This window comes from Agreia sp. Leaf283 (genome assembly GCF_001422485.1).
Classification (GTDB): Bacteria; Actinomycetota; Actinomycetes; order Actinomycetales; family Microbacteriaceae; genus Agreia.
The window spans coordinates 368,579-381,912 of sequence record NZ_LMNF01000004.1 but is presented as its reverse complement, the minus strand read 5'-3'; the positions used below and the strand labels follow the sequence as shown (position 1 = coordinate 381,912).

The following is a 13,334-nucleotide window of genomic DNA, read 5'->3' as shown; positions in this document are numbered from 1 at the left end:
GCCCGATCAGCCGCCGAAGAGCTTTCCGAAGAAGCCCTTCTTCTTCGGCTCCCAGCCGCCCTGTTCGAGCGCCGCGATCAACGGCTGCTTGATCTCGTCAGTGGTGAACGCATAGCCGTAGGTGAAGCCGTCGTGAGTTCCCTGGCGGTCGGTCGTGCTCGCTGCAGACCCGACTCCGAACGAGAAGGTCTTGCGGTTCTCACGGCCTTTGAAGGTCGAGGTCGAGCCGCCGATGCTGAACCCGCCGCCGCCCGTGCTGCGGATGCGCGACTCGCTCTGCGTGTCGGTCTCGTCGAACTCCCACTGGGATTCGGCCGGGTCGAGCGTGACCCGCAGCTCGTACGAGGCGTCGATCGTTCCGGCCGCGGTGATCGCCGCCCACTTCACGTCGGCGTACTTCCACACGGCCTGAATGCCGTAGGGCGCCGCCTGGTAGACGAAAGGAAGCTCGTCGCTGTTGAGCGCGAGAACGCGCGCCTGGGCCTGTTCGAAGGTGTCTGGCATGACTCCAACCTAGGTCAGTCGCCGACTCCGCGGTATGGCGAACAACCAGCCAGGCGGCTCAGGACTCGTCGATCGCAGGGAGCTCGACGTCGGTTCCGTCGAGGAATCCGGGCGCGTGAACGAGAAAGAGGTTCATCTTTCCGCCATACGAGTATCCGGTCTCGCGCGGAAGGAAGACGACGTCGTCAGCACCGACCCGCTTCGTCACCCCATCGATCTCGAACCATCCTGATCCGGACTGCACCAGGTAGATCCTGTCGGAGTGGGTGCTGTGAATGCGGTGGTGCTCTCCGTCGACCGCGATCGTCGATGCGCTCGCGAACGCATCCTCAGGCGAGTAGGCATGGATGCGCAGCCCCGGCCTGACGATCTCGACGGCCTCGGACGCTGTGACGATATGACGCATGTGCTCAGTCTCGCAGTCGGCGGCCTCGTCCGCGCCCGATCGGCGCATCCGCCGCCGGCCGACGAGCAGCGGATGCTCCCCGGGGGCGCGGGTGCGGACGCGCTAGCCCCAGCCGCCCAGGTAGGCGGCGACGCTCGGCTCCGTTGTGATCGGCGCGAGCCAGGGAGCGCGCTCCACGAGCGTGTCGAAGAGGGAGTCGTCCCTCCAGCGCGCACGCCGCAGCGCGGCCCGGCGCGATGTGACCGTCATGAGGGGCTCGCCGTTCTCGTCGGTGAACACGACCTCGCCCAGCTCGCCCACGCCGACCGCCTCGACGGCCCAGGCGAGCCTGTTGTCGCGCGGCGCATCCGGCAGTCGCACGGCCACGGCGTTCGGGATGTCGATGCGCACGCGCTCGACGCCGGTCGCGGCGACGACGGGGTCGGCCTGAGAGCTCACGGAACTCGCAGAGCTCGCCGAAACGACTCGCGGATCGCCCCGAAGCACCTCGGGCAGCGGCCCCGACACCTCGACCCTGGCCCGCGGCATCGCAGCGAGAAGCGAGTCCACGCAGATGAAAACAGCAGCATCCGAGATGGCGGACGCGACGCGAATCAGCACATCGGCCTGTGCGCCCAGTACGGCTCSCGGCGCCGATCCGGCAACCGCGATCGACTGCGCCAGCTGCAGGGTCTCCGCATTCTTGCGACGCTGGCGCGCGTCGAGAGCCGCGTGCGCATCGGCATCCGCCGCATCGCCCTCGCTGCGCCCACCCCAGTCGGGCCCGTTGTGCCAGGCCACCGCTGAGGGAACATGGGCGAACACCGCGCCGCCGAGCCACGCGCGGTGAGCCCACTCCCAGTCCTCGCCGCCGTACTGCGTGAACGACTCGTCGAAGCCGCCGATCTCGTCGAAGAACCAGCGCGAGCACGCGATGACGGCACCGATCACGAAGCGGTACGAGCGGTCGTCGCCGTCGAGCAGGTCGCGCGAGGCGGCGTAGGCGTCGGCGAGCCACTGCGGCTCGTCGAGCGCGGCCAGCGGAGCCGCGACCTCGATGGGGTCGTCGTCGGTGAAACGCTCGAACAGCGTGTGCCGCCGCCGCCCCACCGTGACCGCCTCGGGCGCGAGCGCGGGCATGCGGGTGAGCGCGCTCACGTAGTCGGGTTCGGGCGCGGTGTCGGCATCGAGAAAGCACAGGATGCGCCCCGTCGACGAGGCCGCCCCGAGGTTGCGGGCGGCGCTGAGGCGAAAGCCCCGATCCTCCTGCCGCACCAGCCGGGCGCCGTGCGACATGCGCGGAGCCGCCGCCGATCCGTCGTCGACGACGATCACCTCGAGCAGCTCGGAGGGGTACGTCTGGCGGGCAAGGGCGGCGAGCGTGCGATCGAGCTCGCCCTGCTGCTCGTAGTGCACCACGATCACCGACACGGTCGGCAGCTCGACCGGAACGCGACCGTCGAGCACATCCCAGCGATTGCCGCGCAGGCCAGTGCCGAACGGAGGCTCGCCCCCGCCCGTCACCATTCCACGGCGTCCCACCACGCCAGATACGCGGATGCGACGTCGGACACATTGGGACCGATCACGGCGTCGTCGTGCAGCCAGGTCGACCCCGGATTCCGCAGGGCGTCGGCGATGCCGGCCGCGAGGTCGCGGGTTCCGTCGACCACGCTCACCGTGCCGGGGCGCCGCTCGGCGATCTCGCGAACGTACCGGCCGTCGACAACGAGGGGGCGCCGGCCGGCCGCTATCCAGCTGTTGATGCTGCCCGACGCCGAGAAATGCTGGTGCGCGGCGACGCCGACCGAAGCCCGCCGTGCGCGCGTCGTGAGCTCGGCGTCTTCGAGGTACCCCGTCACATCCAGCGTCACGCCGAGGTCGTGGGCGAGCCCCGCGAGCTGCTCGAGGTCGCGTTCGTGTCCGGCAGACGGACGCCCGAGAAAGGTCAGCCCCGGCCGCAAGTCTGTCGTGTCGGCGATGCGGGCCACCGCGCGCAGCACCTCGAGGTGCCCCTTGCCCGGGTAGTAGAAGCCGAGAACGGCCACGTTTCCGTCGGGCTCGGGCCGCTCGGCCGGCGGAACCTCGGTGTCGATGGGCAGCGGAATCACGTGGGCCCGGCCGGTGGGGTCGGTGAAATCGCGCAGTACGTCGACCTCGTGCAGGCTGTTGAAGACCGCTCCGTGCGAGGCGGCGAGCACTCGCCGATAACAGTCGCTGCGGCGGGCGAAGTTCACCGCGCCGTCGGACGCCTGCGGCACATCGTGAAAGGTGACGGTGAAGGCCATTCGCTTCGCAAGCGCCTCGATGCGGTCGGCCGCGTCTTCGGGCGACGAGCCCCAGAGGCGGTCGGTGAAGTGCAGGTGGCTTCGCGCGGGAACGCTCGCTCCGAGTAGTGCACTGCTCGACAGCCGCAGGCTCGCGCCGGTCAGCCGCTCGACGGCCGACGCGACGACCGAGGAGTACTGCGTCACGCCGTGCTGAGCATCCGGGGTCACGATGAGGGCCGGCACCCGCGCCACGATCACGCCGCAGCCAGAATCTCGAGGGCGCGGCGGTGCCGCACGAGGCCGGCTTCGACGGCATCCGGATGCTCGGCGTACCACTCGAGGTGCGCCCGCTTCACGACGTCGTCGGAGACCGTGACTCCGCCGATGATCCAGTCGGTTCGGGGTTCCTCGTCGAGCCCGTAGGTCTCGATGACCGCGGCCGACCGCGGCGCATGCACCGAATCCAGCAGCGGGCGGTCGAACTCCACCGAGTGCTCAGCGAGTCCGGCACGGGCGCGCACCCGTTCGGCGAGAGCGGCGAACACCGCGTTGCCGGGGTGGTTGAGCGTGCGCATCAGCGAGAAGCCGGGCGTCGCGAAGAGATCGGAGATGCGCACCGTGTCGAAGGCCTCCTCGCGGCGGGTGAGCTCGCCGATCGAGTCGGCCGCGAGCGCGCGAACCATCGCGGGCGTCACCGTGGTGGCGATGCGCTCGCCGCCGGATGCCTCGACCAGCGTGCGCAGGTCGTGATAGGCCGCGATCGGCGGCGTGAGCGAGAGATCGCTCGGTGGCCGGATGATCGCGTGGGTCGGGTAGAGGCCTGCGAAACGGATGACCGGCACGAGAACCGTGCGCCCGGCATCCGGAACGCGCGCGGCCAGCTGCCGCACGCCGAGCGGCAGCTCGTGATAGTCGTCGCGCACGGGCTGCGAGACCAGCAGCGAGGTGCGCTCGAGCAGTCGATCGAGGTAGGGGATGTCCGCCGCGACGAGCTCGTGCACGGGTGGCACCCGCACCGTGTGGAGCCCGGCTCCATGCAGCATGACGCGCAGCGACTCGGCTTGGCAGTTGCCCATGACGACGGCGACGCCCGCGGACGCATCCGGCTCGACACCCGACCCGCCCAGCCCGTAGAACTCGCCGTAGTGGAGGGTGCGACCGTCGGGCCCCTGCCCCTTGTCTCCTCCAGCGTCGTCCACGTCCTCCATGCTCTCAGCAGCGGCCTCCCTAACGAAACGCGAAGGGAGGCGCTTGCGGAGAAGAGTGAACGCGGATATGGCGCATCGATCCGTCAGAAAACGTTCATCGCGAGCCCGGGAGTGGGCATTCTGTGACGGATCGATGCGCAGTCGACCTATCTAGGCGGCCGCAACCGCCCTCGCGAGGTCGGCCGCTGCGAGGTCGCCGTTCACTGCGGCACCCGCCATCACGCCCGATCCGGCGGCGACAGACACCATCGCCATCGGCTCCGCCGTGTTTCCGGCCACGGAGACGCCGGGCACCGCGGTCAAGCCGCGCGCATCCGCCACGACCTGCTCGCCGAAGGGCGTGAGGGTGCGCTCGCCACCGAGCGCCTCGTAGAGCTCGGTGCGGGCGACGAAGCGAGGCGCGACCACGACGGCATCCACCTCGAACGACCGGCCTCCCTCGATCTCGACGGCGCGCACCTGGTCGCCGTCGACGACGAGGCGCTGCACCCGCGGAGTCACGACGCTCACGCCGAGCGCGGCGAGCTCCTTCCACTGCTCATCGCTCGGCTCGGGCGCGTCGTGCAGAAAGAGGGTGACGTCGTCGCTGAGCTGCCTGAACAGCATCACCTGGTGCAGGGCGCCCTCGGTGCGGCCGAGCACGGCGATGCGCTGGTCTCGCACCTCCCAGCCGTGGCAGTAGGGACAGTGCAGCACGGTGCGACCCCACGCCTCGCGCACTCCGGGAACGTCAGGCAGCTCGTCGACGAGGCCCGTCGCGAGCACAACGCGGCGGGCGGTGACGATGGATGCGCCGCCGTCGACCTCGATCGTGAAGGCATCGGCGACACCGGATGCGCCGGTCACGACGCCGCTGAGGATGCGCACGCCGTAGCCCTCCGCCTCGGCTCGGCCCCGGGCGAGCAGTTCGAGCGGCGAGATGCCCTCCTGCCCGAGCATGTTGTGGGCGCCGTGGGCCGGAGCGTTGCGAGGCTGCCCCGCGTCGACGACGATCACGCTGCGGCGCGATCTGCCCAGGGCGACGGCGGCGGCGAGGCCGGCGGCCCCTCCCCCGACGACCACGACATCGGCCTGCAACTCGGCGGCCATCGCTGCGCTGGCGGTCGTTTCTGCGCTGGCGGTCATCGCTGCTCCTCCGCCGGTCGGGTGGCTGTCCAGATGAAGCGGGTCGATTCGAACGCCAGCTCTGCCGCGCCCTGCTCGAGCTCGGCGATCGCGGAGTCCAGGCCGGCGAGCTCGTCGGCCGAGAGGTCGTCGCCGATGACGTCGCGGTTCCTGGTCAGGTGCAGGGCGAGGTAGCGGGTGCCCTCCGACGTGTCGGTCGATGCGGCGAAGGCGGCCTCCCGACGTTCGACGTCGACGAAGCCGGCCTGCCGCAGCGCCTGGGTCCACTCCGCGGTCACGGGGTAGCCCCGTTCGGCGAGCGCCGAGACGACACGGTCGCCGAGGCCTGCGATACCGGTGCCGAGGTCGGTCGGCCGGTAGCTCGTCGCAGCGGTCATCTCGATGACCACGAGCACCCCGCCCGGGCGCAGGGCGTCGAAGGCCTGGCTCAGAACTTCGGCCGGGTCGGTCACGTGGTGCAGCGAGAGCGCGGCCCACGCGAGGTCGATCGGGGCCGGCACCGCGCTCGGCCAGTCGCCGTCGAGGTCGACGAGCTGCGGCTGCACCCGATCGGCGAGGTTCGCCTCGGCGGCTGAGGCGCGCAGCCGCTCGACCATCGCGGGCGAGGCGTCGAGGCTGTGCACGCGGGCCCGGTCGAAGCGACGGGCGAGGGCGAGGGTGCCCGTCCCCGTGCCCGAGCCGAGGTCGACGATCGTGGTCGGCTCGGCATCCAGTGCACCGGATGCGGCGTCGAGGGCGGCGTCGAGAACGGGTGCGCCGAGAACGGCGTCGAGGTCGAGGATCTCGGCGAGGCCGGTGTCGTGCTCGGGCGCGGGGCCGTGGCCGGGTCGATCGTGGTGCGAGTGATGTGCGTGCGTGTGCGGCTGCGTCATGGTCTCCACGCTAGAGCCTTCTTGGCCGTGCGACATGAGTTCTTGCGAAATACGCAAGACGGTCGATCAGAGGTCGTCGAACACCGACAACTCGTCGACAGACGAAAACGGCTCGAAGGGGCTGCTCAGGTCACCATCGTCGCGCGGCTCGTCGGGCACATCCGCGATCTCGAAGGTGATGGGTACACCGGGCGACACGAGGATCGCGAGTTCGCGATTGCCGTAGAGGGTGACTTTCACAATATCGCCGCCCGCTCGTACCGCGACAAGCGCGGCCGCTTCGATCGCCCCGACATCCTGACCTTGGGCGAGCGGGTACTGCGTGTCACTGACCGTGATGGTGATGCGTTTCATCCCTGCCTCCGTCGCATACCCAAGCACGACCTGAGGAGCTCGCGTAACCCCCTTGCCGCCTGCGCGTCACAGCGACAGCGCTCGGCGGCGGCGGAATAGCACGCGCGCGTCAGACCATGTGTGCCGTCGCGGTGGCTACCTCGCGCGTACGCGGTTGTTCCGGGCTCCGTGTTCGAGTTCGACGAGACCGAGATGCTCGAGCAGGGGTGGCAGGTACACGCCGAAGCGTCCGCGGTATCCCTTTCGAAGCCCGTACCAGCCGCCGACCGGATTCGCCTCGTCTCGCCCGAAGCCCTCGACGGTGCCGGGCACTGCAGGCTTTTTCTCGTCGGCGCCGCCGAGGGCGACCCAGTCGTTCTGCTCGAGCAGCCAGCGATGGAGGTCGTCCACCGCGCTGAGCCGATACGTGAGGATCGTGGAGCCGACCGTGCAGACGAGAGTTTCTCCGTCGCGATGCATCGTGTAGGCGGAGGAGCCGGGCGCCGTGGTCAACGCGACGGGGGCATCCTTGCCGCCGATCGCATCCGTCGTCTGTGACATGGTCGCGAGCATACGCGCATTCCAGCCGAAGCGATCAGTATCAGGCAGCGCGAGCGGCAACCGCATCGAGTTCGGCAACGAGAGCGTTCGTCTCGTCGATGGAGTAGTACGGCAGACCCCGTCGATCGTGCCTCAGGGCCATCTGAAGATGGATCGGTCCGTCTGAGAGCTGCACATCGAGGGTGACGCGCATGGATTTTTCGAGTCGAACGCGCGTCACCGACAGCGCGATCTGGTTCCAGCCCAGCTCGACGAGCGGCTTCGACGGCCTGCCTATGACCTCCCAGAACTGGACGCCGTCGTGATTCCAGCTGAGAAGAAACCGCCAGGGCACGAGCTGCGCAGTCGACCCGGACCGGTACTCCGGAAAGGCGGATCGAAGGCCCTGCGTAAGCGACTTGTTGGTCTCGGCGATCAGAACGCCCAGCTGTCCGCCCCTGGCGAGCAGGGCTGCTCTCGATCGCTTCGCCTGCTGCGACATCCCGAGGCGCACGAGCAGAACGAGCGGCGCGGCGATAGCCACCGTGCCGATGAGCAGAGAGAGCTTCTCAGACAGCATGACTCACCTTGGTCATCGAGCACCCCTGACGGCCTTCTTGCTCTCGGCGATGAGCGCCTTGAAGGTCGCCGAATCGAGAAAGGGCGCACCCGCCTCTCGGATCACCGATCCACTGTAGGGATCGCGCTGCTCGAGATTGCGGGCGTACCCGTTCAGCGTGGTGAACCCGTCGAGCTCTTCGGCGTTCCGGCTCCAGGCCATTGGAGCAAACACAACCAGCGTTCCGACCACACCGACGACGAACACAGGGATGCCCACGGTCTGCGGCCAGAACGCGGGCGACTTCGCAAAGCTGAGTACCATCAGGGCCCCGCCCCAGATACCGACAGCGGCAAGCAGGCGCAGAAGAACACGCTGCCAGAAATATGCCGAGAGCCGTCGCATCCGTCTGCCGGTCAGTGCGAGACTGCCGCCGACCGGTCCCGCTTCAGGAGTCGCGACAGGCCCATGACGATGCCGACGATGATCATTCCGAGCACCAGCCCGAACACGAACGACACGGCGGTGTCGGCGATCCAGACCACGACCGGCCCCGCAGCCTCGACGGCATGCGTGACCACATGCACCAGGTCGTACGGGCCGTGCCAGAACGTCTCGGCGAGGTTTGTGATCACCAGGTGGCCACCGACCCAGAGCATCGCCACCGTTCCCACGATGCTGATCACGCGGAACACGGCGGGCATCGCCCGCACGATGCGCGCGCCGGTACGACGGATGCCTCGGGCCGGGTTCTTCATCAGACGCAGGCCGATATCGTCGATCTTCACCAGCAGGGCCACCGCACCGTAGACGAGCAGGGTCATGCCGAGGCCGATCACGACGAGGGCGCCGAGCGTGAGCCAGATTCCGAAGTCCGGATCGAGGCTGTCGAGTGCGATGAGCATGATCTCAGTACTCAGGATGAGGTCGGTGCGGATCGCGCCGAACACGAGCTTTCCCTCGGTCTTCTGCTCCCCGTCGTCCTCTGCGTGGTGCACGCCGAACCACTCGGTGACCTTTTCCGCGCCCTCGAAGCAGAGGTAGGTGCCGCCGATGATCAGCAGGAAGGGCAGAACCCAGGGGGCGAACGCGCTGAGCAGCAGCGCGATCGGAATGATGATGACGAACTTGTTGACGAGGCTTCCGAGCGCGATCTTCCACACGACGGGCAGTTCGCGTGCGGGCGTGAGCCCCTGAACGTACTGCGGCGTGACGGCGGCGTCGTCGATCACGACGCCAGCGGTCTTCGCGCTCGCCTTGAGGGCGGCGGTCAGAATGTCATCGACGACGGCGAGCAGGCCGACCGACATGGGCGTCTCCTTGGATTGGGGGCGTCTTCGTGCTGCCGGTGCAGCTCGTCCGACTCCACAGTATCCTGCACCGGTCGAGCGGGCTGCCCTTCGACAAGCTCAGGGAACGCTGGCTCTCGTCGAGCTGTCAGAGAGTGCTCAGATCTGCCGGTCAGTGCGCGTTCTGCGGGAAGTCGCGGCGAGCCCCTGGGGAGCACCGAGCGCGCTCACCGAAGCGAGGGGCAGTGCTCCGGCGTGGGATTGCGGGTGATGTCGATCATGCGATCAAGTGCGTCGCGAGCGGCGGCGAGGTCGGCCATCGCGTCGGTGATCCGCCTGCGCTCTTCCTCGAGGATTTCGAAGACCTCGGGAGAAGCGTGCCCGCTGTCAACGCACGGAAGCAGCTGGAGAATGGTGCGGCTCGGCACGCCGGCGGTGAAGAACTGCTGAATGAGCTCTACGCGCTCGACCGCCGACTCCGTGTAGGTGCGCTGGCCTGTCGACGTGCGCTCCGACCCCAGCAGCCCCTGCTCCTCGTAGTACCGGAGGGCCCTCGTACTGACGCCCGTTCGTTGGGCGACGTCGCCTATTCGCATCCTGTCCTGCCTCCACAACCATGAATTCGCCTCGTGACTTGCCCTTGACGTCAACGTCAACATTTAGCGTAGCCGATGCCGCCTCGCGAACGCTCGGCGACAAGACACTCATCAGCAGAAAGCACGGCACAGCATGAACATCACCGATCAGATAGCCCTCGTCACCGGAGCCAACCGCGGCATCGGCCGCCAGTTCGTTCTCGAACTGCTCGATCGCGGGGCCGCGAAGGTCTACGCCACCGCACGGCGCCCTGAAACGATGGACTTCGACGACGCGCGCGTGGTTCCCCTGCGACTCGACCTGCTCGATCACCAGTCTGTGGTCGAGGCGGCCGCCACCGCGAACGACGTCACGCTCCTCGTCAACAACGCCGGCATCTCGACGGGTGCACCCCTCGTGACCGGCGAGCTGAGCGAGCTCCACCGCGAGTTCGACACGCACTTCTGGGGCACCCTCGACGTGATCCGGGAGTTCGCCCCGACGCTCGCGCTGGGCGGCGGCGGCGCGATCGTGAACGTGCTCTCAGCCCTGTCGTGGTTCGCCACACTGGGCAGCGGCGGGTACTCCGCAGCCAAGGCGGCCGAATGGAACATGACCAATGGCGTGCGACTCGAACTCGCCGCCCAGGGCACCCTCGTGCAAGGCGTGCTGCTCGGCGCCGCAGACACCGACATCAGCGCCTCCTACGACGGCCAGAAGATCGACCCGCGCGACGTGCCCCGCCTCTCGCTCGACGGCCTCGCCGCCGGCTCGATCGAGGTGATCGTCGACGACTGGACCGCCATGGTCAAGGCCTCGCTCGCCGGCGACCCGGCCCCCTTCTACGAGGAGATGACACGCCTCCTGAGCACCGACTGAGGTCGGCACACGAACGTTGCCGGCGACGACGGATGTTGTCGGTCGCCCGGCAACGTTCGTCGCCGCCGGCAACACACGAGCACCCCGAGCGCACAGCGGACCGGAGGGCGGACCGCGCCTCTCCTTTAGTACACGCTTTGCTGTACTGTCGAGGCATGCCCTCCGCAACCGCAACGCTCTCGCATACCGCCGCGCTCTCCCGCCTGGGCCACGCCCTCGGCGATCCGACGCGCGCCGGCGTTCTGCTCGCACTGCGCGAGGCACCGGCCTACCCGTCCGACCTCGCCGACGACCTGGGGGTCTCGCGGCAGGTCATGTCGAATCAGCTCGCCTGCCTGCGCGGATGCGGCCTCGTCGAGGCGATTCCCGAGGGCCGCCGCACCGGCTACCGGCTCGCCGACGAACACCTCGCGGCCGCTCTCGACGAGATGCTGCGGGTGACGCTCCGCGTCGAACCCGACTGCTGCGACGGCGATGGATGCTCGTGCGCATGACCGCGACGCAGGCTCCGGCCCCCGAGAGACGACAGCTGCTACAGCGCCGCATCCGGTTGATCGTCGGAGCGACGATCGCCTACAACGTGGTCGAGGCCGTCGTGGCAATCACCGCCGGCTCCATCGCGTCGTCGGCCGCGCTCATCGGATTCGGACTCGACTCCGTGATCGAGGTGCTCTCCGCGGCCGCGGTCGCCTGGCAGTTCACGAGGCGCGATCCGGAACGCTGGGAGAAGGGAACGCTCAGGGTCATCGCCGTGGCGTTCTTCGCTCTCGCCGCGTACGTCACGGTGTCCTCCGTCTTCGCCCTGGCGAGCCAGGAGCAGGTGCGGCATTCCACCCTCGGCATCGTCATCACCGCGCTCAGCGTCGTCGTCATGCCGTTCCTGTCGTTGGCCGAGCGCCGCGCCGGCCGCGAACTGGGATCGGCCACCGCCGTCGCCGACTCCAAGCAGACCCTGATCTGCACCTACCTGTCGGCCGCCGTGCTCGTCGGCCTCGTGCTGAACAGCCTGCTTGGCTGGTGGTGGGCGGATGCGATCGCGGGCCTCGTCATTGTGGGCTTCGCCGTTCGTGAGGGCATCGAGGCCTGGCGCGGAGACACCTGCGCGACGTCGGTGGGAATGCTGCTCGACGACGACCACTGAGCGAGATTAGTGTGGCCGCATGAGACCAGTCATCGCCGGAACCACCATGCCCATCCTCGAGATCACGCTCGACCCCGGAGAGGCCATCGTGGCCGAAGGTGGCGACGTCGCCTGGCTCACGCCGGGTATGCAGCTCGACACCTCGACCGCCCACGGCTCTGGCGGCCAAGGCGGATTCATGAGCGGCCTCAAACGGGTGCTCGGTGGCGCGCAGCTGTTCCTCACCCAGTACACGGCCCCGGCAGGAGGCATGGTCGCGTTCGCGGCTCAGCTGCCGGGAACGATTCGCGAGATCCAGATCGACCCGTCTGACACGTTCATGATTCAGGCCGGCGCGTACACGGCCAGCACTCCTCAGGTCGAGGTCTCCGTCGCGCTGCAGAAGAAGCTCGGAGCGGGAATCTTCGGAGGCGCGGGCGTCGTCTTCCAGAAGTTGAGCGGATCGGGCACCGCCTGGGTGCAGCTCGCCGGCGAGATCACCGAGTACGACCTGAAAGCCGGCGAGTCGTTGCTGATCCACCCCGGCCACCTGGCGATGTTCCGAGCCGAGATGCCGCTGGAGTTCGCGAGCATCAAGGGCATCAAGAACAAGTTCTTCGGCGACTCCATGTTCCTCGCCGAGCTGCACGGCCCCGGGCACGTGTGGCTGCAGTCGATGAACCCGGCGAAGCTCGCCGCCGCGATCGAGCCCTACCTGCCCGACCGCTCGTCGTCGAGCAGCAACTGACGGGCACCGGATGCCGGCGGCGCGTCAGGCGCGGACGGCGCCTCCCGACAGCCCGGCGCGCGCGAACGCCCTGTCTCTGCCGCCGCTGAAGATGAGCACGATCAGCAGGATGAGGCCGAAGAAGATCACGATGATGTTGCCCGGGCCCGCCAGCGGAGCGAGCGGGCTCGAGGCGGACGGATTGGTCGAGAACAGGAAGATGCTCGGGTCGGTGCTGGCGTGCAGCAGAATCGGCACGATCAGGCGGCCGGTCACCCGGTAGGCCAGGTACATCAGCAGGCCGAAGAAGAAGGTGTAGCCCACCTGCACGACCGTCGCCAGTACACCCTGGCCGCCGAAGAGATTGCCCGCGTGCAGCAATGCGAACAGCGCCGCCGACACGAGCGCCACCGCGATCTCGGGGTGGCCCGCCTTGCGCATGAGCTGCACGACGAACCCGCGGGTGAGCACTTCCTCAGCGAACCCGATGAACAGGCCCGTCAGCAGCCAGGAGAACAGGAGCGCCGCGCCCGTCTTCTCATAGTCGAGGGCGATGAACCGAAATATGTTCGTGAGCAGCACGACCGCGACGGCGATCCACATCCAGCCGCGACCGCGGATGGCCTGGCGACCGAAGAGCTCCTTCAGCCATCCGACCGACCACGCGAGAACCACGAGCAGAAAGCATCCGAGAATGATCGGAAGACCGGTGCCGACGAAGATGCCCAGGGCGCTGGTCGGCTCTATCGAGGCCCCGCCGAAGATGAGATTGAGCAGCAGCCCGCCCAGCTGATACACGCCGTAATAGACGAGCACGAGGATGAGCGCTTTCCACCATCCGCCCCGTTCCCAGAAGCTCCTCCATGGCGACGGGGTGTTGTGCTCGTGCATCGGAGACCTCTCAGACAGCGAGAGTCGCTCGACGTGCCACCCCCCGGTTCAGAAAA

Annotated in this window: 18 protein-coding genes; 4 read left to right on the top strand and 14 right to left on the bottom strand. The window is 68.3% G+C overall.

What is annotated here, in order from left to right; translation table 11 throughout:
• Nucleotides 1-6 precede the first annotated feature (6 nt).
• The 13 genes from ASF51_RS18030 to ASF51_RS17970 form a co-directional block, all read right to left on the bottom strand.
• Nucleotides 7-504, bottom strand: coding sequence for a hypothetical protein (locus ASF51_RS18030; protein WP_055933288.1), 498 nt, complete (start codon nt 502-504; stop codon nt 7-9).
• A 58-nt stretch (nt 505-562) separates the two neighbouring features.
• Nucleotides 563-910 (bottom strand): hypothetical protein, encoded by a 348-nt coding sequence (locus ASF51_RS18025; RefSeq protein ID WP_157412223.1) that lies wholly within the window; start codon nt 908-910, stop codon nt 563-565.
• Nucleotides 911-1,012: 102 nt separating this feature from the next.
• Nucleotides 1,013-2,434 carry a glycosyltransferase family 2 protein gene (locus ASF51_RS18020; protein ID WP_235497313.1) on the bottom strand — a complete coding sequence of 474 codons (1,422 nt, stop codon included), beginning with the start codon at nt 2,432-2,434 and terminating at the stop codon, nt 1,013-1,015.
• A complete protein-coding gene (locus ASF51_RS18015) occupies nt 2,410-3,411 on the bottom strand; it encodes a hypothetical protein (protein ID WP_157412222.1) in 1,002 nt (333 codons plus the stop codon). Before ASF51_RS18015 ends, ASF51_RS18020 begins: the two co-directional genes overlap by 25 nt.
• Nucleotides 3,412-3,413: 2 nt before the next feature.
• On the bottom strand, nt 3,414-4,358 hold the full coding sequence (locus tag ASF51_RS18010; protein ID WP_055933276.1) for a WcbI family polysaccharide biosynthesis putative acetyltransferase: 945 nt from the start codon (nt 4,356-4,358) through the stop codon (nt 3,414-3,416).
• Between the two features lie 159 nt (nt 4,359-4,517).
• The gene (locus ASF51_RS18005; protein WP_235497312.1) at nt 4,518-5,492 is read right to left on the bottom strand and encodes an NAD(P)/FAD-dependent oxidoreductase; all 975 of its coding nucleotides are present in this window, start codon (nt 5,490-5,492) and stop codon (nt 4,518-4,520) included.
• Nucleotides 5,489-6,364: a class I SAM-dependent methyltransferase gene (locus ASF51_RS18000; protein WP_162236975.1), complete on the bottom strand. Its 876-nt coding sequence runs from the start codon at nt 6,362-6,364 to the stop codon at nt 5,489-5,491. Before ASF51_RS18000 ends, ASF51_RS18005 begins: the two co-directional genes overlap by 4 nt.
• A gap of 66 nt (nt 6,365-6,430) precedes the next feature.
• Nucleotides 6,431-6,718, bottom strand: a complete 288-nt coding sequence (locus ASF51_RS17995) for a hypothetical protein (RefSeq protein WP_055933269.1) — start codon at nt 6,716-6,718, stop codon at nt 6,431-6,433.
• A gap of 135 nt (nt 6,719-6,853) precedes the next feature.
• Nucleotides 6,854-7,258, bottom strand: coding sequence for a DUF6855 family protein (locus tag ASF51_RS17990; RefSeq protein WP_055933626.1), 405 nt, complete (start codon nt 7,256-7,258; stop codon nt 6,854-6,856).
• 40 nt (nt 7,259-7,298) lie between these two features.
• Nucleotides 7,299-7,817, bottom strand: coding sequence for a hypothetical protein (locus ASF51_RS17985; RefSeq protein WP_055933266.1), 519 nt, complete (start codon nt 7,815-7,817; stop codon nt 7,299-7,301).
• A 12-nt stretch (nt 7,818-7,829) separates the two neighbouring features.
• Nucleotides 7,830-8,120, bottom strand: a complete 291-nt coding sequence (locus tag ASF51_RS17980) for a hypothetical protein (protein WP_157412221.1) — start codon at nt 8,118-8,120, stop codon at nt 7,830-7,832.
• A 92-nt stretch (nt 8,121-8,212) separates the two neighbouring features.
• Nucleotides 8,213-9,106 (bottom strand): DUF808 domain-containing protein, encoded by an 894-nt coding sequence (locus ASF51_RS17975; RefSeq protein ID WP_055933260.1) that lies wholly within the window; start codon nt 9,104-9,106, stop codon nt 8,213-8,215.
• Between the two features lie 206 nt (nt 9,107-9,312).
• A complete protein-coding gene (locus tag ASF51_RS17970; RefSeq protein WP_055933257.1) occupies nt 9,313-9,681 on the bottom strand; it encodes a MerR family transcriptional regulator in 369 nt (122 codons plus the stop codon).
• A 133-nt stretch (nt 9,682-9,814) separates the two neighbouring features.
• On the opposite strand from ASF51_RS17970, the gene ASF51_RS17965 reads away from it, so the two are divergent.
• The 4 genes from ASF51_RS17965 to ASF51_RS17950 all read left to right on the top strand — a co-directional run bounded on the left by ASF51_RS17965 (nt 9,815) and on the right by ASF51_RS17950 (nt 12,408).
• On the top strand, nt 9,815-10,540 hold the full coding sequence (locus ASF51_RS17965) for an SDR family oxidoreductase (RefSeq protein WP_055933254.1): 726 nt from the start codon (nt 9,815-9,817) through the stop codon (nt 10,538-10,540).
• Nucleotides 10,541-10,695: 155 nt separating this feature from the next.
• Nucleotides 10,696-11,034, top strand: coding sequence for a helix-turn-helix transcriptional regulator (locus ASF51_RS17960; protein WP_055933251.1), 339 nt, complete (start codon nt 10,696-10,698; stop codon nt 11,032-11,034).
• The gene (locus ASF51_RS17955) at nt 11,031-11,681 is read left to right on the top strand and encodes a cation diffusion facilitator family transporter (RefSeq protein ID WP_055933623.1); all 651 of its coding nucleotides are present in this window, start codon (nt 11,031-11,033) and stop codon (nt 11,679-11,681) included. Before ASF51_RS17960 ends, ASF51_RS17955 begins: the two co-directional genes overlap by 4 nt.
• 19 nt (nt 11,682-11,700) lie before the next feature.
• A complete protein-coding gene (locus ASF51_RS17950; RefSeq protein WP_055933248.1) occupies nt 11,701-12,408 on the top strand; it encodes a TIGR00266 family protein in 708 nt (235 codons plus the stop codon).
• Between the two features lie 24 nt (nt 12,409-12,432).
• Here the strand turns inward: ASF51_RS17950 and ASF51_RS17945 are convergent, their stop codons facing one another.
• The gene (locus ASF51_RS17945) at nt 12,433-13,278 is read right to left on the bottom strand and encodes a CPBP family intramembrane glutamic endopeptidase (RefSeq protein ID WP_082480574.1); all 846 of its coding nucleotides are present in this window, start codon (nt 13,276-13,278) and stop codon (nt 12,433-12,435) included.
• Between the last annotated feature and the right edge of the window lie 56 nt (nt 13,279-13,334).

What these genes read in the sequence shown, in the direction of transcription:
- ASF51_RS18030 (WP_055933288.1), bottom strand. Translation starts at nt 504, where the DNA reads ATGCCAGACACCTTCGAACAGGCCCAGGCGCGCGTTCTCGCGCTCAAC.
- ASF51_RS18025 (WP_157412223.1), bottom strand. Translation starts at nt 910, where the DNA reads ATGCGTCATATCGTCACAGCGTCCGAGGCCGTCGAGATCGTCAGGCCG.
- ASF51_RS18005 (WP_235497312.1), bottom strand. Translation starts at nt 5,492, where the DNA reads ATGACCGCCAGCGCAGAAACGACCGCCAGCGCAGCGATGGCCGCCGAG.
- ASF51_RS18000 (WP_162236975.1), bottom strand. Translation starts at nt 6,364, where the DNA reads ATGACGCAGCCGCACACGCACGCACATCACTCGCACCACGATCGACCC.
- ASF51_RS17995 (WP_055933269.1), bottom strand. Translation starts at nt 6,718, where the DNA reads ATGAAACGCATCACCATCACGGTCAGTGACACGCAGTACCCGCTCGCC.
- ASF51_RS17990 (WP_055933626.1), bottom strand. Translation starts at nt 7,258, where the DNA reads ATGTCACAGACGACGGATGCGATCGGCGGCAAGGATGCCCCCGTCGCG.
- ASF51_RS17985 (WP_055933266.1), bottom strand. Translation starts at nt 7,817, where the DNA reads ATGCTGTCTGAGAAGCTCTCTCTGCTCATCGGCACGGTGGCTATCGCC.
- ASF51_RS17980 (WP_157412221.1), bottom strand. Translation starts at nt 8,120, where the DNA reads ATGGTACTCAGCTTTGCGAAGTCGCCCGCGTTCTGGCCGCAGACCGTG.
- ASF51_RS17975 (WP_055933260.1), bottom strand. Translation starts at nt 9,106, where the DNA reads ATGTCGGTCGGCCTGCTCGCCGTCGTCGATGACATTCTGACCGCCGCC.
- ASF51_RS17970 (WP_055933257.1), bottom strand. Translation starts at nt 9,681, where the DNA reads ATGCGAATAGGCGACGTCGCCCAACGAACGGGCGTCAGTACGAGGGCC.
- ASF51_RS17965 (WP_055933254.1), top strand. Translation starts at nt 9,815, where the DNA reads ATGAACATCACCGATCAGATAGCCCTCGTCACCGGAGCCAACCGCGGC.
- ASF51_RS17960 (WP_055933251.1), top strand. Translation starts at nt 10,696, where the DNA reads ATGCCCTCCGCAACCGCAACGCTCTCGCATACCGCCGCGCTCTCCCGC.
- ASF51_RS17955 (WP_055933623.1), top strand. Translation starts at nt 11,031, where the DNA reads ATGACCGCGACGCAGGCTCCGGCCCCCGAGAGACGACAGCTGCTACAG.
- ASF51_RS17950 (WP_055933248.1), top strand. Translation starts at nt 11,701, where the DNA reads ATGAGACCAGTCATCGCCGGAACCACCATGCCCATCCTCGAGATCACG.
- ASF51_RS17945 (WP_082480574.1), bottom strand. Translation starts at nt 13,278, where the DNA reads ATGCACGAGCACAACACCCCGTCGCCATGGAGGAGCTTCTGGGAACGG.